Origin of the sequence: Paraclostridium sp. (assembly GCF_051656405.1) — a bacterium.
Classification (GTDB): domain Bacteria; phylum Bacillota; class Clostridia; order Peptostreptococcales; family Peptostreptococcaceae; genus Paraclostridium.
Window position 1 is genome coordinate 1 of record NZ_JBOGBV010000048.1, and the last position, 24,140, is coordinate 24,140.

Below are 24,140 nucleotides of genomic sequence, written 5' to 3' on the forward strand. Positions count from 1 at the left end.
CTAATTCTCCATTAGATTTAGCCTTTATCCCTTTTTCCATATAAACATTATCCTCAAATCCTACTCGGATATGCCCTCCCATTAACACACTTAGTGCTATCATGTCAAACTGGCATCTTCCTACACCACTTACAGTGAAAGTAGCATTACTTGGTATACTTTCTCTCATAAACATTAAATCTCTATATGTTCCACTTATACCACCATTAACTCCCATTACAAAGTTAAAATGTATATTATCATTTATGAATCCTTTTTTATTAAGCCTTAACGCCATATCTATCATACCTTTATCAAATACTTCTATTTCTGGCTTAACGCTTAAATCTATCATCTTTTTGCCAAATTCTTTTATGGTATTTTCAGTATTAATAAAGATCTCATCTCCACCAAAGTTACAAGTACCACAATCTAGTGTTGCCATTTCTGGAAGTAAATTTACAGGTTGTATTCTTTCTTCATTACTCATCCCAACTGCCCCTCCAGTTGAAGGTTGAATAATCACATCTTTACAAGCCTCTTTTATTGCATACATACATTCTTTAAATCTATTTATATCTTGAGTTGGAGTACCATCATCATTTCTTACATGAAGATGTATTATACTAGCTCCAGCATCATAAGCAGCTTTTGCTTCTCTTACTACTTCTTCTACAGTATATGGAACATTTTCATTATGTTCTTTTGTTACCTCTGCACCGCATATAGCTGCTGTAATTATTACTTTTTCCATATTAATCTCCCCCCCTTTTAAGCTAATATCTTTGCTTGTCTTTAGGTACTACACAAGTTCCACTTGCCTTGCAAACTACTATTGGTTCTTCTAAAACATCTGCTGCTGAATCACTTATATCAAATCTTGGTACTATAACTTTTCTAGCTTCAAATACCATTTTTCTTGAACTATTCCCTATATTAACTATTTCTCCAACAGCTTCTATATAATCTCCAGAATATACTGGTGCTAAAAATTCAACACTATCATACGCTTTGAATAATCCTTCATCTCCATCATTTTGAATAAGTAACTCAGTAGCTACATCTCCAAATAATTGAAGCATTTTAGCCCCATCTACTAAGTTTCCACCATAATGAGCATCATGGCTTCCCATTCTAATTCTTATCATTGCTTTCATGTGAAATCCCCCTTAATAAATATATATTAGCTAATTGGTATAGGTTTTTACCTATACCAATTAGTTAAAATCTTTTTATCATGCTAACTCTTGTATTAAGTTTTTAATTACTTTGTTAACATCTCCTACTAAAGAAAGGTCTGCTACTTCAAATATTGCTGCATCACTATTATTATTTATAGCTATTATATATTCAGACTCTTCCATACCAGCTAAATGTTGTATTGCTCCTGATATACCACAAGCGATATATACATCTGGTCTTACGGTCTTTCCTGTTTGACCTACTTGACGAGACTTATCAATCCATCCTGCATCAACTACAGCACGAGAAGCACTTACTTCAGCTCCTAATAAATCTGCTAGTTCATATAAAGCATCCATATTTTCTTTAGATCCAATTCCTCTGCCTGCTGATATAAGAACTTTTGCATCTTCTATATTAACCTTTTTTATATTTTCTTTAACATATTTTAATACTTGTACATTTTTGTAGTCCTCTAAAAATTTAACATCTATCTTTTCTACATTTCCTGTTCTAGTTATATCTTTTTCTAATTTTTTCATAACACCAGGTCTTACAGTACTCATTTGTGGTCTATGATTTGGACATATTATTGTAGCCATTATATTCCCACCAAATGCCGGTCTCGTCATTAATAATCCTTGGTTTTCCTCATCTATTTCAAGTGATGTACAGTCTGCTGTAAGTCCTGTTCCTATAGTAGCACTTACTCTTGGAGCTAAGTCTCTACCTATTGTAGTTGCTCCTACTAAGACTATATCTGAATTTTTTTTATTTATTACTTCTGTAAGAGCTTTCGTATATGTACTAGTTAAGTATACATCTAAATTTTCATCTTCAACGTAAACTACTTCATCTGCTCCATATTGTATAAGTTCTTCACTTAAATTTTCTATATTATGGCCTAATAATACAGCACTTAATTTACTATTTATCTTGTCAGCTAACTCTCTGCCTTTTCCTAATAATTCCAAAGAAACATTTTGTATTTTTCCACTTCTTTGTTCAACAAAAACCATTACACTCATTGTTTTTCCTCCCATTAATTACTACTGATTTATTAATTTTTGTCAAATTATTTTTTAAGCTTTTGCTTCAGTTAATATAAACTTTTCTTTTAAAGAGTTTACAATTAATAATGCTGCTTCTTTTTCATCTACATCATGTAGTGTTCCTTTACCTTTAACTCCTTTAGTAAAAGACTTCTTAACTTTAGTTGGTGAACCTTTTAATCCTATTTCTTCTATATTAACTTCTATATCCTTTAATCCCCAAGTTTCTATATTATCTTCTGACATACAGTCGTATATTCTAGATACTTTCATATATCTTGGGCTATTCATTTCTTTTAAAGTAGTTATAAGTACTGGCATCTTAGCCTTTATAACTTGGTGTCCATCTTCAAATGCTCTATTTACTGTTATGCTATCCCCTTCAACTTCAATCTTTTCAACATATGTTATTGAAGGTATATCAAGATGATTTGCAATTTGAGGACCAACTTGTGCAGTATCTCCATCTATAGCTTGTCTTCCTGCTATTATTAAATCATGCTCTATATTCTTTATAGCACCTGCTATTGTTTTTGAAGTTGCAAGTGTATCAGCTCCAGCAAATGCTCTATCTGTAAGAAGTATAGCTCTATCAACACCCATTGCTAAAGCTTCTTTTAGTGCATTTTTAGCTTGTGGAGGTCCCATTGTTAATACAGTTATCGTAGCTCCTGTTTGCTCTTTTATCTTTATTGCTTCTTCTATGCCTGCTTTATCATCAGGATTTATTATGCTTGGAATCCCATCTCTTATTAATGTACCAGTTTTAGGATCTAACTTTACTTCTGTTGTGTCTGGCACTTGTTTTATACAAACTAATATATTCATGTTTTTTCCTCCCAAATTTCTCTCAAAACTATTTAAGTAAATCTGCACTTATTACCATTTTCTGAACTTCACTTGTACCTTCATATATCTCAGTTATTTTTGCATCTCTCATCATTCTTTCAACTTCATATTCACGGGTATATCCATATCCACCATGAAGTTGAACTGCTTTAGTAGTAACCTCCATTGCAACTTCTGCAGCATAAAGTTTTGCCATTGCAGCTTCTACACTGTATGATTTACCTGAATCTTTCTTAGTTGCAGCATTGTATACTAAATGTCTTGCAGCTTCAATCTTAGTTTTCATATCAGCTAACTCAAATTGAGTGTTTTGGAATGCAGCTATACTTTTACCAAATTGTTTTCTTTCTTTAACATAACTAACAGTAACATCTAATGCTCCTTGAGCTATCCCAAGAGCTTGTGCTGCTATTCCTATGCGCCCACCATCTAGTGTCTTCATAGCTATTTTAAAACCTTGACCTTCTTTCCCTAATATATTTGCTTTAGGTATTCTACAATTTTCAAATATTAACTCACAGGTTGCAGACCCTCTTATTCCTAATTTCTTTTCTTTTTTCCCTATAGAGAAACCTTCAGTTTCTTTTTCAACTATGAACGCTGATATTCCGCGAGTTCCTTTAGATTTATCAGTCATAGCCATTACTACATATATATCAGCTGGTCCTGCATTAGTTATAAATACCTTTGTACCATTTAATATGTATTCATCTCCATCTAATACAGCTGTAGTTTGTTGTCCTGCTGCATCTGTACCTGCATTAGGCTCAGTCAAACCAAATGCACCTAATTTTTCACCTTTTGCTAGAGGAACTAAGAATTTTTCTTTTTGCTCTTTTGTACCAAACTCAAATATTGGACTTCCACATAATGAAGTATGAGCTGAAACTATTACCCCTGTAGTTCCGCATGCTTTAGATAATTCTTCAACAGCTATTGCGTAACCTAAATAGTCTCCGCCTTCTCCACCATACTCTTTAGGGAAAGGTATCCCTAAAAATCCATATTTACCCATTTTTTCAACAGTTTTATATGGAAACTTTTCTTCCTCATCTATTTCATGAGCTATAGGAGCTACCTCATTTTCTGTAAACTCACTATACATTTGTTTTAATAATTCATACTTTTCCATTAAAAATATCCCCTCTTTTCTAAAAATGATTAGCTTTTTATAATTAAACTAGTTACTTAGCATACATCTTTAATAATATTTTAACAATCCATTTAAGATGTATGTGTTTCCTATATTATTAATTTAACTATTACACAAGTTCCCATTCCCCCTCCTATACAAAGCGATGCTAACCCATGTTTTAATTTTCTCTTTTTCATTTCATGTAAAAGTGTCGTTATTATTCTAGCTCCAGATGCACCTAATGGATGACCTATTGCTATTGCTCCACCATTAACATTTGTTCTCTCTTCAAACCAATCATCATCCACACCATGGTTTTCTTTTAACTCTTCGATTACTCCAAGAGATTGAGCTGCGAAAGCTTCATTTAATTCAACTAAATCTATTTCTTCTAATTTCATATTAGCTCTTTCTAATGCATCTTTAACTGCTGGTACAGGTCCAAGTCCCATAACTGATGGATCTACTCCACCTTGACCTACTGATACTAACTCAGCTATTGGTTTTAATCCATATTCCTTAACTGCCTTTTCAGATGCTACAAGCACTATACTAGCTCCATCATTTATACCAGATGCATTTCCTGCTGTCACAGTCCCGTCTTTTTTAAATGCCGGCCTTAATTTTGAAATTGCTTCTAAGCTTGTATTTCTATTTGGATATTCATCAGTATCTACTATTACTGAACCTTTTCTTGTTTTTACTTCTATTGGAACTATTTCATCCACAAATCTTCCGTTATCTATTGCATTTATTGCTTTTTGTTGAGATTTAAAAGCAAATTCATCTTGCATACACCTTGTTATACTATACTTTTGAGCTATATTTTCAGCAGTTATTCCCATGTGGTAATTGTTAAATGCATCAGTTAGACCATCTGCTACTAAACTATCTTTAAGGTTCATACCACCCATTTTGCTACCCGTTCTTATTATAGTTTCCGTTACATATGGAACTTGAGACATCACTTCTACTCCACCTGCTACTATTAAGTCTCCACTTCCTGATTTTATTTGTGAGTATGCAGTCATAACTGTTTTCATACCACTTCCACATATTATATTTACTGAATAAGCCGGAACTTCATATGGTATATTAGCATATATTGAGGCTTGCCTTGCTATACCTTGCCCTTGACCTGCTGGCAATACATTCCCTAGTATTACTTCATCTACGTTACTTGCATTTACGTTATTGGTTTCTATTACTGATTTAATTACCTGACCAGCAAGTTGTGCTGGTGCTACTGTAGATAATCCCCCTAAAAACTTACCAATTGGACTTCTTTTTGCATCTACTATATATACTTTAGACATTCTTTTTCCCCCTATTTTTTAAATCTTTGAAACTTGTATTTATCCCAATTTTATATCCTTTTTTTAAGTTTTCTCTTTAAGATAAGTATATATAGGTAAAGCTTTATTGTAAAATTCCAAAAAACTATGTGTTCATAACTTTTAGTTATAATCTCTAGTTATTGCCTTTATAAAAAAATACTTTTAATCATTTAATTAAAAGCATTCAATATTTTATCCTATTTGTGATTAATTATCTTCTTTGTGATTTCCATACTCTTTTCTTATATGATCTGTTGCGTATTCTGCAAATAACTTTAGTGTTTTAGACATATATTTATTCTTTTTAACTATAAAACCAATATTCCACTTTATTTCAGGTTTAGAGATAGGTATCATATTTACTCCATTCATTTTGTATCGTTGAACTATTAGTTTTGGCATTATTGATATTCCCTCATTCAAAGCTACCATCTCTAAAATAAAATCCCATTGTGAGATTTTCATTACTATATTAGGTTCAAATCCTGAAGCTTTGCAGGCATTTATTGTTTTATTGTACATCATAAAGTTTTCATTAAATACAATGAATCTTTCATCTTTTAGTTCTTTAACATCAATGCTTTTTCTATTAGATAACGGATGATCTTTACTTATAACTAACACTACATCCCCACTTACTATCTCTGAGGCTATTATACTGTCTTCTTCTACTGGAAATATTACTGCTCCAAGCTCTATACTTTCATCTACTACTTTGTATTTTATATTATTTGCGCCTTCTTCTACTATATGTATATCTATGTCGGGGTATTCTTGTTTAAATTTAGCTACGACAGATGTAAAGTACACGCTGCCTATAACTGGTGGTATACCTAGTGTTAGCGTTTTCCCAAAATTTGTTATACTATCTTGGAGTTTGAATAGCTCTGTATTTATAATATCAATTGATTTTTTTGAATTTTCATAAAATATTTCACCTTCATAGGTTAATTTAAAGTTTTTTGTATATCTTTCTATTAGTTGTGTTTGTACTACTTTTTCTAAGTTTTTTATTGCTTTACTAAGAGCAGGTTGTGATATATATAAATTATTTGCAGCTTTAGTGAAGTTTTTTTCTTTTACTACCTCTAAGAAATATATTATTTCTTTTATATTCATATTCTGCAACCTCCTTTTTTTATTTTTTATACACTTATTAGTATTTAATTATATATATCTAGGGTTATATAAGATGTGTCTATGATATTATACTAACACAAAAACTCTTATAGTCTGAAAAAAACACAGGAATTGATAAAATCACAAGTATAATTTTGTCTTAATCGACCTTATTTTCAATTGTATTTTAGAACAGTTGTAGTCAGATATCTAAATATGTATAATGATTAAATAAACTCAACTTACTATAAAAAAGGTTCCTATAAATAGTAAAATTGCACCTACATATTTATATAAATACATAGTTTGCTCTTTAAGAACAACCACATCTATAAAAAAACCTATAAGAATTTGTGAAACTACGATTATAGTTAATGTACTTGAAAGCCCTATTCCATCCATTGCCTTAACTGTAAAATAGATTATACATCCTCCAAATATACCTCCAAGTAATAGTTTAGGACTTATCCCTTCAGTAGCTAAAAAAGTTTTAATTTCCCCAGTTATTAGCATGTTTATTAAAAAAAATACTGATCCTACTACTAAACTTATAAAAGTTGCTGTAACTGCTGATGTACTTTTCCCTAACTCTCCATTTATAAAAGCCTCAAGAGCTGTAGATCCTCCCGCTAGTATTGCAAATATTATAGATACTAATTTTATCAATTGACTCACTCCTTTACATAATAAAATCTTATGATACAAGCATTTTTAAAATTACTTTAAATAGAAATTTAAAAGAAAGTATTTTATAGTTTCTTTTTTTTTGTTATAATTTTTTTAATGATTTAAAGAGGTGATATAAATGAATATAAATTTTAATTTTAATAATTTTAATCAAAAAGAAAATGCAAATAATTTTATAATGATGGGAATTTTACTTTTAATCATTGGTGTTCTTTCCCTTTTATTTAAAAATTTAGGCATTAAAGTACTATCATTTGGATTAGGAGCAGTTTGTTTATTTTTAGCATACTTAAATCTAAAAACTATAAACGAACTTAAAAGATATGAGTCTAAAGAAACTCTAAAGCCTTATAAGAGCAGACAAATTATTCTTATAGTTGTTGCGCTATTATTTTTTATTTTCCCTCAACAAATACAAGGATTCTTTTCATCTATACTTGGTGCATATCTTTTAGTAACACAAATTATTGCTTTTTTTAATAGCAGAAAAAATCCTTATATAAAGTTTAATGGTTTTAATGGTTTTTTATTAATATGTGGATTAATACTAATCTTTTCACCTTTATTCTTATCAGGATTTATAGCTACATTTTTATCTTTAATTTTCGTTTTAATCGGGTTCCAACTTTTATCAACTGGAAATAAGTTAAAAAAACTATAAAAAATAGTACCTTAAATTAAGGTACTATTTTTTATAGTTAAATTAATCCTTAGTTTGTATAAGATTGTTTTTTATGTTAATATTGTATAAGTAAATTTAATACAAATAAAGAAAAGGTGATTAATTTGACAAATTTTAAATATGCCTTTGATAATAAAAGGTATCATACATGGAATTATTACCTTAGAAGCAATTTTGGAGAAAAAGTTTTTAAGGTATCTATAAATGCAGGTTTTTCTTGCCCTAATATAGATGGAACTGTTGCTTATGGTGGATGTACTTACTGTAGTAAACAAGGTTCTGGAGATTTTGCAGGAAATCCTAACGATAATTTAATAAAGCAATTTGAAGATATAAAAGAAATGATGCATAAAAAATGGCATAATGCAAAGTACATTGGATATTTCCAAGCTTTTACTAACACTCATGCTCCAGTAAGTGTATTAAAAGAAAAATATGAAACTATATTAAATTTAGATGATGTAATAGGACTTTCAGTTTCTACTAGACCGGATTGTTTACCAGACGATGTTTTAGAATATTTATCTGAGCTTAATAAAAAAACAAATTTATGGGTTGAACTAGGACTTCAAACGATTCATGATGAAACATCTAAAATTATAAATAGAGGTCATGATTATAATACATTTTTAGAAGGTGTTGAAAAGTTAAAAAAGCATAATATAAAAACAGTTGTTCATATCATAAATGGCTTACCTGGAGAAGACTATAATATGATGATGGAAACAGCTAAAGCAGTTGCTGATCTTGGTGTTCATGGAATAAAGATACACCTACTTCATGTTTTAAAAGAAACACCTATGGAAAACATGCTAAAAAAAGGTATGTTTAACTTAATGGAGAAAGATGATTATATAAACTTAGTGTGTGACCAGTTAGAAATTATTCCTCCTGAAATGGTAGTTCATAGACTTACTGGAGACGGTAAAAGAGATGAAATAGTAGGTCCTATGTGGAGTCTTAAAAAGTGGGAAGTTCTAAATGCTATAGATGATACTATGAGAGAAAGAAATTCGTATCAAGGAATTAAATACTGTAATAAAAAATAAGCTATATAATTAGATAGCTTATTTTTTATTACAGTTAATTTGCTGTATGAAGTTTTATTTTATTTCCTGAGTTAAGATTATCATTATCTTCTTCTTCAAATTTATTATTAGGCTTTTTAATTGATATAATCGCAGAAATAACCATAAATAAAACCCCTATAGCTTTTACTATAGAAAAGTTTTCTCCAAGCAATGTCCACCCTATTATTACAGATACTATAAGCTCTGCAGATGCTAATATTCCAGCTATTGATAAATCAATACCTGTTGAAATTCCATTCAGATAAAATATATATGCACCAGCTGCAGGTATTACCCCTAAACCTAATATAATAAATACAGTACCTATATTATTTGCATATGAAATAATTTGTATAGGATTTGCTAAAGGTATCATTAATATAGATCCTATTAAAAATCCATATATCAACAATGTTATTCCTTCACATTCTTTTAAAGCCCCTTTACTTATTATCGACATACATGCATATGTTATAGCTGACATTATACCTAGTAAAATACCTTGTGTACTAAGTTGACCTAAATCTAAACTTCCTCCTGTTACTGCTAGTATAGATCCACAAAAACAAATACATAGTGACATGACTTTAGACTTATTAAGTCTTTCTTTAAAAATTGCCATTGATAACATTGCTAAAAATAATGGAGATGTGTATAAAAGTACTGCAGATGCCGAAACTCCAATAGAATCTATAGCATTAAAATAGCATATATTAAACCCAGCCTGGCTTATTATACCTACAAGAATACAATACATCAATCCTTTTCTGTTTATCTTAAGTGCATTTGGCATTTTTACACAACTATAAATAAATAATATCAAAAACCCCAAAAATAATCTTAAAAATGCAACTTGTTCTGGAGTTAGACCTAAGTTTAATAATGAGTTTGCAAATAATCCAATGGTAGCCCATAAAACTCCTGCTGTTACAACAAATATATACCCTTTACTTCTTTGTTCCATAAAAAAACCCTCCTATCTATACGACTATTACAATTATTTATTTTAGCAATTTCTATGCCAAATCATTCCAAGCTTTCTCTAATTGAAATCACTTACTTTGGAAACATTTTCTTATCATATATAAGTCAAATCAAACTTATTTCTACTTTTCATGCAAGTCAAAATAGACTTATAATGTTAAAATCAATTAAGTATTCGTTTATAATGAGTTGATTTTGACTTATATATATACTATAATTAAGGAGTTTTAAATACATAGTTTATAATTTATTATTTTTGGGGGATATATTAATGCAATACACTAAAGATTTTTTCGAAAGAATAGTAGAATCTTCTCATGATGAAATTTTTGTATGTGATAAAGATGGGTATATGATTTATTGTAATAAAGCATTTGAATCTAACTATGGTATAGATAGAGAGGATATGATAGGAAAAACAGCAATGTTCTTAAATGAAGCTGGGTACTCTAATCAAACACCTATTCCTGCTGTTGTTAAACACAAGAAAAAGGTTTCTATGGAACAAAAAACTATAACTGGAAAAACACTTATAATAACTGCAACACCTGTTTTTGATGAAAATGGAGACATAGAATTTATAGTAGAAAATTCTAGAGATATAAGTGAGTTAAATAGTATAAAAGAAAAAATAAAATTATATGAAAATACAATAAGTTCATTTAATAAATCTCAGTCATTAATTTATAATGATACTACTATAAAAGGTTCGAGCATGAAATCGATTTTAGAAATAGCAAAAAATGTTGCTAAAACAAATGTAAATGTTTTATTGCTTGGTGAATCGGGATGTGGTAAAACTACACTTGCTAAACACATACATTTAAATAGTAAGAGAGCAGGCAAACCATTTATAACAATAAATTGTTCAACCATTTCTCCAAATCTTCTTGAATCTGAATTATTCGGTTACGAAGGTGGTGCATTCACTGGTGCTAATTCAAAAGGTAAAATAGGACTAGTTGAGTTAGCAAATGAAGGGACTTTATTTCTTGATGAAATTGGTGATATACCCAAAGAACTTCAATCTAAGTTTTTACAACTTATTCAAGATAAAACATTTACTTCAGTTGGAGGGGTAAAAACTAAAAAAGTAGACATACGATTTATTTCTGCAACTAATGTTGATTTGATAAATTCTATAAATCAGAAAAAATTTAGAGAGGATTTATATTATAGAATAAACGTGGTAGAACTAAAAATCCCACCTCTTCGAGATCGTAAAGAAGATTTGTTGGAGCTTATTTTTCACTTTTTCAAAAAATACTCAAATATTTTCAATCTAGATAAAAGTATGTCTACAGAAGTTATAAACGTACTTTTGAACTACAATTACCCTGGAAATATGAGAGAACTTGAAAATATAATTCAAAATATTTTAGTTACTTCAAGCTCAGATTATATTGAGTTACACCACTTACCAAAATCAGTCCTTACCCACGTAGATTTTGTAAAAGATGAAGAAAATAATTCATTAGATAATTTAATGGAAAACTATGAGAAGCTTTTAATTTGTAAATACTATAAAAACAATCCAAGTTCATATAAGTTAGCTAAAGCATTAAACATATCTCAATCTAAAGCAAGTAGACTTATACGAAAATATTTATAAATATAAAAAAAGTGATAAATATATAAGCTAAGCTTATATATTTATCACTTAATGGTTTTTAATTAATAATTTTTATTTAAATTTATTATAAAAGTTTACTAACATACCTTCTTTTATTTCTTCATATTCTTTTTTGTATCCAAGTTTCTTCAGTATTGCTAATGAAAATTCTATAGCTGTTGCTGGTCCTCTACTAGTTATTATATTTCCATCCTCTACAACTATTTCATTTTCTATATATTTTAGATTGCTCTTATCTTGTATAAATTCTGGATATGATGTGCATTTTTTCCCATTTAATATATTAAAACTTTCTAGTGCTTCTGGAGCTGCACATATAGCAGCTATAATTTTCCCATCGTCATTAAGTTTTTGTACTATTTCTCTAACTTTTTCACTATCTCTTAGATTATATGCTCCTGGAAGTCCTCCTGGTAATACAATTCCATCATACTCATTTATATCTATATCATTTATATTTACATCTGATTTAACTTCTATATTATGAGTGCCTTTTACATATTCAGTGTCAAGGCTTCCCATATGACAAATTACTTGCGCTCTTCTTAATACATCAACTACACTTAATGCCTCTATTTCTTCAAATCCATTTGCTAATAAAACTAATACCTTCTTCATAACTTCCTCCTATGAATTTAAATCTTCATTAATTTCTTTTATTTTTCTAATTGCATCTTCTACAGAACTAGCAGTATAATTTGCACTTTCTTGTACTTCTTTTCTTGAATTTTTCATTGCAAAACTATATTTAGTAGTTTTAAGCATACTTATATCATTTGGAGAATCTCCTATAGTTGCTACTTCATCTAAACTAACTCCTAAACCTTTGCATACATTTTTTATAGCTGCATGTTTTGAAACACCTTTAGGAACTAAGTTTAAAGTATATTCAGATGAAAAATATATGTCTAAAACATCATTGAATTCTTCAATTAAAAAAGATTCTAATCTATATAGTTCATCTACATCTTTAGATACTATACCTATATTACCTACAAGGTCATTGTAGGTATTTTTATTTGCAAATTCTTTATCTACTAAATATTCATCTGAATAAATCTTAAAACAATCATTTTCTTCTAGTAGTACTACCTTTCCATTGTACTTAAAGTATAAGGTTGCGTTATCTGATTCATATAAAGCAATCACTTTTTTTACTATATTATCATCTATTGTTCCTTTAAAAACTAAATTTTTATTGCAATCATATATATATGATCCATTTTCACATATATAATATCCATTCATATCAATATCATCTTGAGTCATCTTTACAGCTTGATAAAAAATTCTTCCAGTAGCTATATTAAATGTAACTCCTTGTTTTTCTATATTATTTATAGCATTTGCATCTTCTTTAGATATTCCATTATGATATAATGTTCCATCTAAATCACAAAATATATATTTTATCATTAGCTTACTCCTTTTACTTTATAAGTTCTATTCTCAATAAGTTTAGTGCTTCGCTTGTCGCTCTAGATCTTATTTTCTCTCTACTTCCAGCTAAATTACATTTTTTAACTTTAATTTCTCCATTTATATAAAGCCCTATGTAAACTAACCCAACCGGTTTTTCATCAGTTCCGCCTCCAGGACCTGCTATTCCAGTTGTAGATACCCCAATATTAGCACCTAAAGACTTAGCAACTCCCATAGCCATCTCAATAGCTGTTTCTTCACTTACTGCTCCAAATTTATCTAAAGTATCTTTTTTAACCCCTAGCCTTTTCATTTTAGCTTCATTAGAATAAGTAACACATCCTTCTAAGAAACTTTGAGAAATCCCAGGATAGTTTATTAGTTTTGATGAAACCATTCCTCCTGTGCATGATTCACTTACAGCTATAGTCATATTTTTTTCAACCAATAATTTTGCTACTTCTTCCTCTAAAGTAGTATCCTCATAACCATATATGTAATTTCCTACCCTATTATTGATTTCATCTTCTACATTTTTTATTAGGCCATTTGCTTTTTCATTATTTTCAGCTTTTGCAGTTATTCTAATAGTTACTTCACCCTCTTTAGCATAAGGTGCAATCGTAGGATTTTTTTGATTATTTATCATATCTATTAACTTGTCTTCTAATGAAGATTCACCTATTCCAAAGAATCTTAATGTTTTTGATACAAGTTTATAATCAGTTGAACATAATAAGTGTTTCTTTAACTCATTATTGAACATAGGTATCATTTCTTTTGGCGGTCCTGGTAATAGTATTATCATTTTATTATCTTTTTTTAATATTGCTCCTGGAGCCGTTCCATTAGGATTATTTAATATAGTGCAGTCTTTTGGAAAATATGCTTGCTTTTTATTATTTTCAGTTAACTCAAACCCTAACTTATCAAAATAAGATTTAATATCTTCCCAAATATCCATATATAAAACCAATTCTTGACCAAAACACTTAGCAGCTACTTCTTTAGTCATATCATCTTTTGTTGGTCCCAGACCTCCAGTGGTAATTATTATATCACTTCTTTTTAAACCTTCATTTAAAGACTCCATCAGTCTTGTTTCATTATCTCCAACTGTACCTTGATGATATACATCTATCCCAATGTTTGCTAATTCCTTTGCTAAAAACTGAGAATTTGTATTTACGATATCTCCTAATAAAATTTCTGTTCCTACAGTTATAATTTCAGCTCTCATTTTATCACCTTTTTCCTTAATATATTTATACCCTAATATTACCATATTTAAATTAGTATTGCTTTCTACTTTTTTAGCTTATTCACATTCATATCTAATTTAGATATACAAAATATTTTAATCCTATATTTATTGTATTTAGTATTTAACATTCATATAATATATATTATATCCTATAATTGGAGGTTGTTATGTTTGATAAAATCACATCTCCTAAGTTTAAATTTTTTGGAGAAGTAATAAATACTTATAATGAAATTGATAACTCTTATCTTCATAATTTTACAAATAAGAGTATTAGTGATTTAAAATTTTTAACAAACGATGAGGTTTTTATAAAAATTTTATCTGGCGTTGTTATGATTTTAGTGTCATTTGATTCTTCTAGCTTAAACTCGTTTATAGTAAATAGACCTCTTAAGTTAAAAAAAGGACTTTATTTCAACTTTATATCGATATCAGATGAGTCTTCAATACATATATCAAACCCTTCATGTAAATTTAATTCAATACCTTTAACACACGATTACGTATACTCATCTATATCGCCTTCATTACATATAAAAGAAATTTATACTAAATTTTATCAAGAAAAAGGTTGTAGTTATATTTTCCAGGGAGAATCACATCCTTATTGGGAACTTACTTATGTAGATAAGGGAGTATTAAATACAGATATAGATAAAAACTCTTATACTCTAAATCAAGGTGATTTGATATTTTATGCACCTCTTCAATTTCATAATCAATATACAATAGAAGAAAATACGTGTTCATATCTAACCATAAATTTTAATATGGATTTTAATGATTATGAGTTTCTATGCAATAAAGTATTTACATTAAACCGCGATTCACATCATATTATTCAAAACCTTATTAATGAGTTATCAAATCAAGATATATATTCTGACGACCTATCACTTTGTTACTTAAAGCAACTTATTATAAATACTTTAAGATTTAAAAACTTACAAGGCCAGCACAAACCAACTACACATATGCAACAATCTTATGAAGACGATCAGTTAAATAATATTTTAAAATATATTGATAAAAACATTAATAAAAAAATAAACATAAGTACATTATGTAATGAATTTTGTATAAGTAGTACAACCTTACATTCTCTATTTAAAAAAAATACAAATAAAACAGTTAACAATTATATAAACGATATAAAACTAAAGAAAAGTAAAGAACTTATAAAAAGTTCTAGTTATACATTTAGTCAAATTTCTGAGTTATTAGGTTTTTCTTCCATTCATTATTTTTCCCGTAAATTTAAATCTCATTTTGGAATATCCCCCACTGAATATTCCAAATCTATATATAAGTAAAGGAAGGTAAAATTACCTTCCTTATTTTATGAAAAACTATATTCAGTTTTATTAATCATATTATTTAAAACTTCATTACTTACATGATTATTTTTTATTTTATAAGCTAGTAAACACGCTCCCATATCTGGTTCTAATATAGGTTTTATAAGCTTTACATTATATCCGCTTAAATTATTTTTTATCGGGTTAATAATTAAGTCTCCACTTTTAAATACTCCACCTGAATAAGATATAGTTATTTCATCTTCAAATTCCAATTCACTTATTATCATCTTTGCTAATAAACTAAGCTCATATCCAGCTAAATTAAATATATCTAATGCATTTTCATCATTTAATTTAGCACTTTCAAAACATATTTTAGAAAACTGTGCAATTTGAGTTCTATCTTTATTTATTTTATTTAAAACATAGTCAATTATTTCAAAATCATCATCTATATCTAAGTGTTCTCTGACTTTTTCATAAATCATACCTCTGTTTAGTCTTTTATCAGCTTCTTTTGAAAATACTTCAATAGTTTTTTTTCCTATCCAATGTGCAGATCCTTCATCGCCTACATAATCTCCCCATCCGCCACATCTTATTGTATTTCCATATAAATCTTTTCCAAGTGCAATTGAGCCTGTTCCACTAACTATATTTATTCCAGGTTTACCTGCTAGGGAACCTTCAAATCCAGCTTCTACGTCATTTCCAATTCTAAAATCAATTTTGTTAAATACTCTTTCACATATACAATTTATTTTTTCTACAACGCTTTTAACTTCTCCATATCCAGGAATTCCAAGAAAAACACTATCTATTTTATTAATATCCACATTTGATTTTTCTATAATTTTACTTAATCCTTCATTCAATATATCTTCTAATCCATCAAATCCTACTTGCTCATAATGAATCGTTTTCGTTGTATATTGTGTAATTTTTTCCCCCATATTATTTATCATGGTAAATGTAGTTTTTGTACCTCCACCGTCTACCCCTATATAATACATATACGCCCTCCTATATTGGTAGATTAAGTTTTTTTAACATATTCATTTACTTTAATTTCATCTATAAATTTATTAATATCATCTAAATTTATAGATCCTGTCGATATATTCATTGCATTTGATATTCCACATGCATTTGCTAATTTTAAAGTATTTTCTAAATCATAACCTTTATATATTCCTAAAGCAAAACCAGCTATACTTGAATCTCCACTTCCAACAGGATTTATAACTTCTATTTTAGGTATTTCAACTTTATATATATAATCTTTATTTACAAATACCATCCCATCTTTTCCCATTGATACACATATATTTTTTACTCCACTTGAAAGCATGCTTTCGGCTGCATTTATAACATCCTCTATATTTTTTATTTCTACACCACTTAAATCTTTTAATTCATCTATATTAGGTTTTATAAGATACGGACTTGCATTCATACCTAGTCTAAGGCTATCCCCACTACTATCTAAAATAAATTTTATATTTCTTTGATTGCATATTTCCCCTATTTTAAAATAATAATCTGTTGGCAAGCCCTTTGCTAAACTACCTGAAGCAACTAAAACATGTGTATCTTTTAAAACTTCTTCTAAGTCTTTCTCAAATCTATGAATTTCTTCTTCACTTATATTTGGACCTTTTTCTAGCACTTCTGTACTTATATTGTTTGAATCTATTATATTTAAACAAATTCTAGTCTCTTCTTGTATATTTGTAAATTTATTTTCTATTCCTATATCTTTTAATTTGGATTTTATATACTCCCCATTAAATCCACCTAAAAATCCTATACACTTAACATCTTCCCCAAGACTTCTTAAAACTTTTGCTACATTTAACCCTTTTCCGCCTGCAGTTGGATTAACTAAATCAGCTCTTTGAACAGAACCAATTTCAAATTTATCTAACTTATATAATCTATCTATAGATGGATTAAATGTTATAACTGATATCATGTGCTTTATTCTCGCTCTTACACATCTTTATTTTTTCAACTACAACATCATACATAGCATTCTTTGCAGGCACTAGATATTGTCTTGGATCAGATGCATTAGGATTTTCATTAAAATATTGTTTTATAGCATTTGAAAAAGGTATTTTAAGTTCTGTTGCTATATTTACTTTACATATACCTTTTTCAATTGATTTTTGAACTGATTCATAAGGTACTCCAGACGCACCATGAAGTACTAATGGTACCTCAACCATATTTTTAATTTTTTCTAATCTGTTAAAGTCTAATTTAGGTTCACTTTTATAAAGTCCATGAGCTGTTCCAATTGCAACTGCTAGTGAATCAACTCCTGTGCTTTTTACAAATTCATACGCTTCTTTTGGATCTGTTAAAAATGCATCCTTTTCATCTACATTTAAATCATCCTCTACTCCACCAAGCTTTCCTAGTTCAGCTTCTACAGTAGCTCCATATAAATGAGCAAACTCAACTACATCTTTTACAATTTCTATATTCTTTCTAAACTCGTGCTTCGATGCATCTATCATAACTGATTTGCAACCAAGCTTTATTATTCTTTTTATGTCTTCTACATTTTCATGATGATCTAAATGAAATGTTAATGGTATATCGTTTAGTTCACTTGCTTTTTCAATTATAGCTAAGAGATAGTTCTCATCTGCATACTTTACAGTTGATGGAGTTGCAGCTAAAATAACTGGTGATTTCAAGTTTCTAGCTGCATCTAAAACAACTTGTATTGTCTCTAAATTGTGTATATTAAAAGCCGGAACTGCATATCCCTCTTTTTGAGCTTTAATCAAAATTTCTTTAGTCGATAACAAACTCATATTATTCCCCCCTATTTTTATTTATTTAAATCATGTAGTATAACCCCTTGTACTACTCTGTTTACCTCTCCTGTTGGACATGGATTATCTGGTGTAATTCCTAACTCTTTAGATTTAAAAAATGATAATATCTGCCCAAATATTATTTGCTGTAATGGAAGTAGTGCTTCATTTTCTATGTTGTAATCAATATTTTCTATATTAAATACATAATCAGCTTTATCTTTTAAATTTTGATTTATGTTTGAACCTATTAATACAACTTTATCTTTTTTTCTATGCACTAACATTTCTTTAGCCAAATCTAAATCATAAAGCCTAGTGTAATTTTCATTTGATATATAAATTACAGTTATACTTTCATCGTTTATAACCGATTTAGGCCCATGTCTAAAACCTAAAGGCGTATCATAACTTGCATTTACTTTACCAGCTGTTAGCTCTAAAACTTTCAGTGCACTCTCCCTAGCTATACCTTTACTTGTTCCAGAACCTAAGTATATTATTCTTTCAAATTTTTCTTTTGCTAGTTTATCTATTGATTCTAAATTTGTTTCTATAAATTTTTCTACAGATTTTGAAAGATTTTTTGTATCTTCTATAAACATTTCAATTTGTTCAATATTAAATACTCCTACACAACTTAAAACCATAGTTGTAAAGCTACTTGTCATTGCAAAGCCTAAATCATTAGTCTCTGGTGGCATAAGAAGTAATAAACTTTTTTCATCATCTTTTGTATTTAATGCTAATTTACCATTTTCATTGCAAGTTATTATGATTTGGTATAAATCATCTATAATTTCATTTGCTAGTTTTACTGCGTGTACACTCTCTGGTGAATTGCCTGATCTTGCAAATGAGATTAAAATAGTTGGTGTATCTTTTATAAAGTAATTACTAGGACTTGCAACTAAATCTGTTGTAGCTATTGCTTCTACTTTTTTGTTTAATAATTTCGTTAAGTAAGGTTCGCAAGTTTCTCCTGCAAATGCAGATGTTCCAGCGCCTGTTAATATAATTCTGCAATTTTTTTTACTAGTAATATCTTCAATAAACGCTTTTATATCATCTCTATTGTCATATAAATTTTTTATAGCATCTCTCCATACTCTAGATTGTTGTGATATTTCTTTTGCAGTATTTAATCCCTTACAAGCTTCTAGTGTTTCTATGTCTATCCCCAATATTTTTTTAGATACAGATTCCAATTGTACCCCTCCTTATTATTCTTTATATTAATATTGTATTGATTTAAGTTTAATAAGTATTTGCAATTTCGTACTTACGTTTTGTACTTTTATACGTTTTTATTAATTTCTATATTTATTGAATAATTATTAATTCAATTGTCAATCATTCTAGTACAAGTTATTAGGAGGATAATTATGTTTTATTTATTAACTTCAAACAAATCTGAAAGAAACAATGATGTTTATACCGTTGGATGTGAATTAATTAAAAAGGTTGATTTAATTTTAGATTGCCAAAATTCTAATGTTTTAAATTCAAATTTTTTAGATTCAGATATAGAAAATGAAATCTATAATAATAAAGTTAAGAAAACTATTCTTTAGTTCAAAAAATAAAAACTAGATTATATTTTATAATCTAGTTTTTATTTTGATTTTTTTGTTTTTATGATATGATTTAAATGTTTAAATAAATTTATGAGGAGGTTATAATGAAAATTTTCAACATATATTTTTTAATCATATCCTGTATATCATTTTTACTTATGTACATAGATAAACAAAGAGCAATTAAACATGAATGGAGAATTCCTGAATCTACACTTATGACTTTATCTTTAATCGGAGGAGCAATAGGCACATATCTTGGAATGTATACATTTAGGCATAAAACAAAACACACTAAATTCACTATAGGAGTTCCTATTTGTATACTAATTAATATATTTTTATATTATTTTTTAGTTTGATATAGCTAAGTTTCATAGGTTATACACATTTTTAAGTAAATATAATTTCCTTAATTATAAAAAGGATGTCTTAAAATATTTTAAGACATCCTTTTTATTTTACCCTCCAAATAAACTTAATAATATACCTGCTGCTACAGCAGATCCTATTACTCCTGCAACGTTAGGTCCCATAGCGTACATAAGTATAAAGTTTCCTGGATTTTCTTCCTGAGCTACCTTATGTGCAACCCTTGCTGCCATAGGTACTGCAGATACTCCAGCTGCTCCTATAAGTGGATTCACTTTATCCTTTGTAAATCTATTCATAAACTTAGCACAAAGTACTCCCGATCCTGTTCCTATACTAAATGCAATTATTCCAAGCGCAAATATTTTTATAGTTTGTGCACTTAAGAAAACTTGAGCTTCTGCTGATGCTCCAACAGATAGCCCTAAAAATATTGTAATTATATTCATTAAAGCATTAGTTGCCGTATCTGAAAGTCTATCAGTAACAGTACACTCTTTAAGTAAATTACCAAACATTAGTAAACCTATTAATGTAGCTGCTGATGGTAGTAATAATGATACTACTATAGTAACTACTATAGGGAATATAATTTTAACTTTTTTTGATACTGGCTTTGATTGTGTCATTATTATGTTTCTTTCTTCTTTAGTTGTTAAAGCTTTCATTATAGGTGGCTGTATTATTGGAACTAAAGCCATATATGAATATGCTGCAACTGCTATAGGTGCTAATAAGTGAGGTGCTAACTTTGTTGTTAAGTAAATTGCAGTTGGCCCATCTGCCCCACCTATGATCCCTATAGAAGATGCTTCTAGGCCTGTAAATCCTAAAGCTAATGCTCCTATAAATGTGAAAAATATTCCAAACTGAGCTGCTGCACCTAATAATATACTCTTTGGATTGGATATCATTGGACCAAAATCAGTCATTGCCCCAACTCCTAAGAATATTAACGGAGGAAATATACCCAGTTTACATCCTTGATATAGATAGTAAAGTAATCCTCCTGGAGTCTTGGTTACAATTGATCCATTTATTGATTCTTGTGTAAGTGAAACATCATTTATAGATGAAATTGGTGTATTCATAGCACCTGCTAATGGAAGATTTGTAAGTAACATACCAAAAGCTATAGGCACTAATAATAACGGTTCAAATCCTTTTGCTATTGCTAAATATAATAACACACAGGCGATTAATATCATTACAATTTGTCGCCAGTCCATATTAACAATACCCATTGATTGAATAAAATTATTAATAACTTCTCCCACGGGTAAGTCCCCCTTTTAAAAATTTGTAATTATTTAACCTATAGTTATTAAAGCATCCCCTGCACTTACAGATGCTCCTTTTGATACATCAACTGACTTAACTGTACCATCAGAACTTGCCATTATTTCATTTTCCATCTTCATAGCTTCAAGTATTAGTAATACTTGACCTTTTTTAACACTATCTCCAACTTTTACACGTACATCATTTATTGTTCCTGGCATAGGTGCTGATATAGTTCCTCCTCCAGCAGATGGTGCATTTTGAGTTTGCTTAGGTTGTACTTTTGGTGCTGCTTGTGGCTGAACTTGTTGAGTTGCTGCTTGTGGTCTTTGCACAGATGCCTGACTGCCTAGCTCTTCCACCTCTACTTCGTATGTATTTCCATTTACAGTTATATTATATTTTTTTATCATCGTAAACTCCCCCTGTTTTACTTTGTAATATTTTTAGGCATTCTTTCCCAACTTGATCTATTATTATTAGTTCTTTGTATTTTTTTAACTATTATATTATTTGTACTATTTCCTGTAGCCGCTGCAATTGATGCAGTTATAACTGAAACTAACTCTTCTATATTTTCATTGCTACTTTTATTGTTAATCGAAACTTCTTGAAGCGGTTCTAAATTAGCTACTACTTTTTGTTTTCCACTTCTATCTACTTGCAGTACTTTTATTATAAGAGATATTATAATTAAAACGATAAAAACTACTACCATTGAAAGAATTGCTACAAAAACTCCTGCTAAAAGTTTTTCCCCTATTGAAATTGAAGCTGAAGGATCTTTTAAAGCTTCTAATAATTGGCTAATATTCATAATTTACCACCTTCCTATAAAGGTATATTTCCATGTTTTTTAGGAGGTCTTTCTTCACGCTTAGATGCTAATGTATCAATAGCATCTGCTATTCTTATTCTAGATAATGAAGGTTCTATTACATCATCTATATATCCTCTTTCAGCCGCCTTATATGGAGTTGCAAATTCATCTGTATATTCTTTTATCTTTATTTCTCTCATTTCTTTTTGATCTTTAGCATTTTTAATATCATTTTTAAATATTATATTGGCAGCTCCACTAGGCCCCATAACTGCAACTTCTGCTGTTGGCCAAGCAAATACCATATCAGCGCCTAAATCTTTAGAACACATTGCAAGGTATGAACCACCATAAGCTTTTCTAGTTATTAATGTAATTTTAGGAACTGTAGCCTCACTATATGCATAAAGCATTTTTGCACCATGACGGATTATACCTCCATATTCTTGAGATGTTCCTGGTAAAAATCCTGGTACGTCAACTAAACTAAGTATAGGTATATTAAATGCATCACAAGTTCTTATAAATCTTGATGCTTTATCTGATGCATTTATATCAAGTGATCCAGCCATAATCTTTGGTTGATTTGCAATTATTCCGATACTTTCACCATTTACTCTTGCAAAACCTGTTATTATATTTTGAGCAAAGAATGGTTGAACTTCATAAAAATCACCATCGTCTACTATTTCATATATAATTTCTTTCATATCATACGGTTTATTTGAACCATCTGGTATTACACTATTTAAAACATCATTTTTTCTATTTGGATCATCTTGACATTCTACTATAGGTGCTTTTTCAGAGTTGTTGGAAGGTAGAAACGATAATAATTTTCTTATTTGAGCTATACAATCTTCATCATTTGAAGCCATAAAGTGAGCAACTCCAGAAGTTGTATTATGAGTTGATGCTCCTCCTAATTCTTCAGCTGTTACTTCTTCTCCAGTAACAGTTTTTATAACTTGAGGTCCTGTTATAAACATTTGGCTAGTCTTATCTACCATATATACAAAGTCTGTTAATGCTGGAGAATAAACAGCTCCTCCTGCACAAGGCCCCATTATTGCAGAAATTTGAGGAACTACACCTGATGCAATTGTGTTTTTATAAAATATTTCTCCATATCCTGCAAGTGCATCAACAGCCTCTTGAATTCTAGCTCCCCCTGAATCATTAAGTCCAACAACTGGTGCTCCTAGCTTTAATGCAGTATCCATAACTTTTCCAATTTTTTTCGCATGCATTTCCCCCAGTGACCCACCAAGCACAGTAAAGTCTTGTGCAAATGCGCAAACTAATCTTCCTTCCACTTTACCATATCCTGTAACTACACCTTCTCCTGGTATTTCCTTATTTTCCATTCCAAAATTTGTACATCTATGTTTTACAAATGCATCTAATTCAACGAATGTATTTTCATCAAATAATTGATTTAATCTTTCTCTTGCAGTTAATTTGCCTGATGAATGTTGTTTATCTATTCTTTTTTGTCCCCCACCTTGTTCTATTTTATGTCTTTTTTCATAAAGTAAATTTAACTTTTCTTGTGACACA

General features: G+C 29.3%; 26 protein-coding genes. 6 read left to right on the forward strand and 20 right to left on the reverse strand.

The window, feature by feature from the left end; translation table 11 throughout:
* From ACRDDE_RS06665 to ACRDDE_RS06700, 8 genes are all read right to left on the reverse strand, one after another.
* A partial coding sequence (locus ACRDDE_RS06665) for a 3-keto-5-aminohexanoate cleavage protein (RefSeq protein ID WP_438626444.1) occupies positions 1-733 on the reverse strand: 733 nt, incomplete at its 3' end.
* A 22-nt stretch (positions 734-755) separates the two neighbouring features.
* Positions 756-1,136: a hotdog domain-containing protein gene (locus tag ACRDDE_RS06670; protein WP_438626446.1), complete on the reverse strand. Its 381-nt coding sequence runs from the start codon at positions 1,134-1,136 to the stop codon at positions 756-758.
* A gap of 78 nt (positions 1,137-1,214) precedes the next feature.
* Entirely contained in the window at positions 1,215-2,189 is a 975-nt protein-coding gene (locus tag ACRDDE_RS06675; protein WP_438626448.1) for an electron transfer flavoprotein subunit alpha/FixB family protein, read from the reverse strand.
* Positions 2,190-2,243: 54 nt separating this feature from the next.
* Positions 2,244-3,041 (reverse strand): electron transfer flavoprotein subunit beta/FixA family protein, encoded by a 798-nt coding sequence (locus ACRDDE_RS06680; protein ID WP_438626450.1) that lies wholly within the window; start codon positions 3,039-3,041, stop codon positions 2,244-2,246.
* A gap of 28 nt (positions 3,042-3,069) precedes the next feature.
* Positions 3,070-4,194: an acyl-CoA dehydrogenase gene (locus ACRDDE_RS06685; protein WP_438626452.1), complete on the reverse strand. Its 1,125-nt coding sequence runs from the start codon at positions 4,192-4,194 to the stop codon at positions 3,070-3,072.
* 110 nt (positions 4,195-4,304) lie between these two features.
* Entirely contained in the window at positions 4,305-5,513 is a 1,209-nt protein-coding gene (locus tag ACRDDE_RS06690; protein WP_438626454.1) for an acetyl-CoA C-acetyltransferase, read from the reverse strand.
* Positions 5,514-5,741: 228 nt separating this feature from the next.
* Positions 5,742-6,653, reverse strand: a complete 912-nt coding sequence (locus ACRDDE_RS06695) for a LysR family transcriptional regulator (protein WP_052951954.1) — start codon at positions 6,651-6,653, stop codon at positions 5,742-5,744.
* A 237-nt stretch (positions 6,654-6,890) separates the two neighbouring features.
* Positions 6,891-7,319, reverse strand: a complete 429-nt coding sequence (locus ACRDDE_RS06700; RefSeq protein ID WP_438626455.1) for a DMT family transporter — start codon at positions 7,317-7,319, stop codon at positions 6,891-6,893.
* A gap of 139 nt (positions 7,320-7,458) precedes the next feature.
* On the opposite strand from ACRDDE_RS06700, the gene ACRDDE_RS06705 reads away from it, so the two are divergent.
* On the forward strand, positions 7,459-8,001 hold the full coding sequence (locus ACRDDE_RS06705; RefSeq protein ID WP_438626457.1) for a DUF308 domain-containing protein: 543 nt from the start codon (positions 7,459-7,461) through the stop codon (positions 7,999-8,001).
* Positions 8,002-8,126: 125 nt separating this feature from the next.
* Entirely contained in the window at positions 8,127-9,071 is a 945-nt protein-coding gene (locus ACRDDE_RS06710) for a TIGR01212 family radical SAM protein (protein ID WP_438626458.1), read from the forward strand.
* A 34-nt stretch (positions 9,072-9,105) separates the two neighbouring features.
* Here the strand turns inward: ACRDDE_RS06710 and ACRDDE_RS06715 are convergent, their stop codons facing one another.
* On the reverse strand, positions 9,106-10,056 hold the full coding sequence (locus tag ACRDDE_RS06715) for a DMT family transporter (protein ID WP_438626460.1): 951 nt from the start codon (positions 10,054-10,056) through the stop codon (positions 9,106-9,108).
* Positions 10,057-10,347: 291 nt separating this feature from the next.
* On the opposite strand from ACRDDE_RS06715, the gene ACRDDE_RS06720 reads away from it, so the two are divergent.
* Positions 10,348-11,688: a sigma-54 interaction domain-containing protein gene (locus ACRDDE_RS06720; RefSeq protein WP_438626461.1), complete on the forward strand. Its 1,341-nt coding sequence runs from the start codon at positions 10,348-10,350 to the stop codon at positions 11,686-11,688.
* Between the two features lie 72 nt (positions 11,689-11,760).
* Here ACRDDE_RS06720 and ACRDDE_RS06725 read toward each other — a convergent pair whose 3' ends face one another.
* Genes ACRDDE_RS06725 through ACRDDE_RS06735 form a run of 3 tightly spaced genes read right to left on the reverse strand, consistent with a single transcriptional unit; the run spans position 11,761 to position 14,371 of the window.
* Positions 11,761-12,327, reverse strand: coding sequence for a DJ-1 family glyoxalase III (locus ACRDDE_RS06725; RefSeq protein ID WP_438626463.1), 567 nt, complete (start codon positions 12,325-12,327; stop codon positions 11,761-11,763).
* Positions 12,328-12,336: 9 nt separating this feature from the next.
* Positions 12,337-13,125 (reverse strand): HAD family hydrolase, encoded by a 789-nt coding sequence (locus ACRDDE_RS06730; RefSeq protein WP_438626464.1) that lies wholly within the window; start codon positions 13,123-13,125, stop codon positions 12,337-12,339.
* A gap of 13 nt (positions 13,126-13,138) precedes the next feature.
* Positions 13,139-14,371 carry a competence/damage-inducible protein A gene (locus tag ACRDDE_RS06735; protein WP_438626465.1) on the reverse strand — a complete coding sequence of 411 codons (1,233 nt, stop codon included), beginning with the start codon at positions 14,369-14,371 and terminating at the stop codon, positions 13,139-13,141.
* Between the two features lie 191 nt (positions 14,372-14,562).
* Here ACRDDE_RS06735 and ACRDDE_RS06740 point away from each other — a divergent pair, with 191 nt between their 5' ends.
* Positions 14,563-15,711: an AraC family transcriptional regulator gene (locus tag ACRDDE_RS06740; RefSeq protein ID WP_438626467.1), complete on the forward strand. Its 1,149-nt coding sequence runs from the start codon at positions 14,563-14,565 to the stop codon at positions 15,709-15,711.
* Positions 15,712-15,737: 26 nt separating this feature from the next.
* On the opposite strand, the gene ACRDDE_RS06745 is transcribed toward ACRDDE_RS06740, so the two are convergent.
* Genes ACRDDE_RS06745 through ACRDDE_RS06760 form a run of 4 tightly spaced genes read right to left on the reverse strand, consistent with a single transcriptional unit; the run spans position 15,738 to position 19,738 of the window.
* Entirely contained in the window at positions 15,738-16,712 is a 975-nt protein-coding gene (locus tag ACRDDE_RS06745; RefSeq protein ID WP_438626468.1) for an N-acetylglucosamine kinase, read from the reverse strand.
* 23 nt (positions 16,713-16,735) lie between these two features.
* On the reverse strand, positions 16,736-17,674 hold the full coding sequence (gene pfkB, locus ACRDDE_RS06750; RefSeq protein ID WP_438626470.1) for a 1-phosphofructokinase: 939 nt from the start codon (positions 17,672-17,674) through the stop codon (positions 16,736-16,738).
* Positions 17,652-18,527, reverse strand: coding sequence for a tagatose bisphosphate family class II aldolase (locus tag ACRDDE_RS06755; protein ID WP_438626471.1), 876 nt, complete (start codon positions 18,525-18,527; stop codon positions 17,652-17,654). Before ACRDDE_RS06755 ends, pfkB begins: the two co-directional genes overlap by 23 nt.
* A 17-nt stretch (positions 18,528-18,544) precedes the next feature.
* Entirely contained in the window at positions 18,545-19,738 is a 1,194-nt protein-coding gene (locus tag ACRDDE_RS06760; protein ID WP_438626472.1) for an SIS domain-containing protein, read from the reverse strand.
* Positions 19,739-19,915: 177 nt separating this feature from the next.
* Here ACRDDE_RS06760 and ACRDDE_RS06765 point away from each other — a divergent pair, with 177 nt between their 5' ends.
* Both ACRDDE_RS06765 and ACRDDE_RS06770 read left to right on the forward strand, forming a co-directional pair.
* Positions 19,916-20,104 carry a hypothetical protein gene (locus tag ACRDDE_RS06765; protein ID WP_438626474.1) on the forward strand — a complete coding sequence of 63 codons (189 nt, stop codon included), beginning with the start codon at positions 19,916-19,918 and terminating at the stop codon, positions 20,102-20,104.
* Positions 20,105-20,211: 107 nt separating this feature from the next.
* The gene (locus ACRDDE_RS06770) at positions 20,212-20,469 is read left to right on the forward strand and encodes a DUF1294 domain-containing protein (protein WP_438626475.1); all 258 of its coding nucleotides are present in this window, start codon (positions 20,212-20,214) and stop codon (positions 20,467-20,469) included.
* Between the two features lie 99 nt (positions 20,470-20,568).
* On the opposite strand, the gene ACRDDE_RS06775 is transcribed toward ACRDDE_RS06770, so the two are convergent.
* The 4 genes from ACRDDE_RS06775 to mmdA are packed head-to-tail and all read right to left on the reverse strand — an operon-like array spanning position 20,569 to position 24,139.
* Entirely contained in the window at positions 20,569-21,756 is a 1,188-nt protein-coding gene (locus ACRDDE_RS06775; protein WP_438626477.1) for a sodium ion-translocating decarboxylase subunit beta, read from the reverse strand.
* A gap of 33 nt (positions 21,757-21,789) precedes the next feature.
* On the reverse strand, positions 21,790-22,173 hold the full coding sequence (locus ACRDDE_RS06780; protein ID WP_438626478.1) for a biotin/lipoyl-containing protein: 384 nt from the start codon (positions 22,171-22,173) through the stop codon (positions 21,790-21,792).
* Positions 22,174-22,190: 17 nt separating this feature from the next.
* Positions 22,191-22,577, reverse strand: a complete 387-nt coding sequence (locus ACRDDE_RS06785) for an OadG family transporter subunit (RefSeq protein ID WP_438626480.1) — start codon at positions 22,575-22,577, stop codon at positions 22,191-22,193.
* 14 nt (positions 22,578-22,591) lie between these two features.
* Positions 22,592-24,139: a methylmalonyl-CoA decarboxylase subunit alpha gene (gene mmdA / locus ACRDDE_RS06790; protein WP_438626482.1), complete on the reverse strand. Its 1,548-nt coding sequence runs from the start codon at positions 24,137-24,139 to the stop codon at positions 22,592-22,594.
* Position 24,140 lies beyond the last annotated feature (1 nt).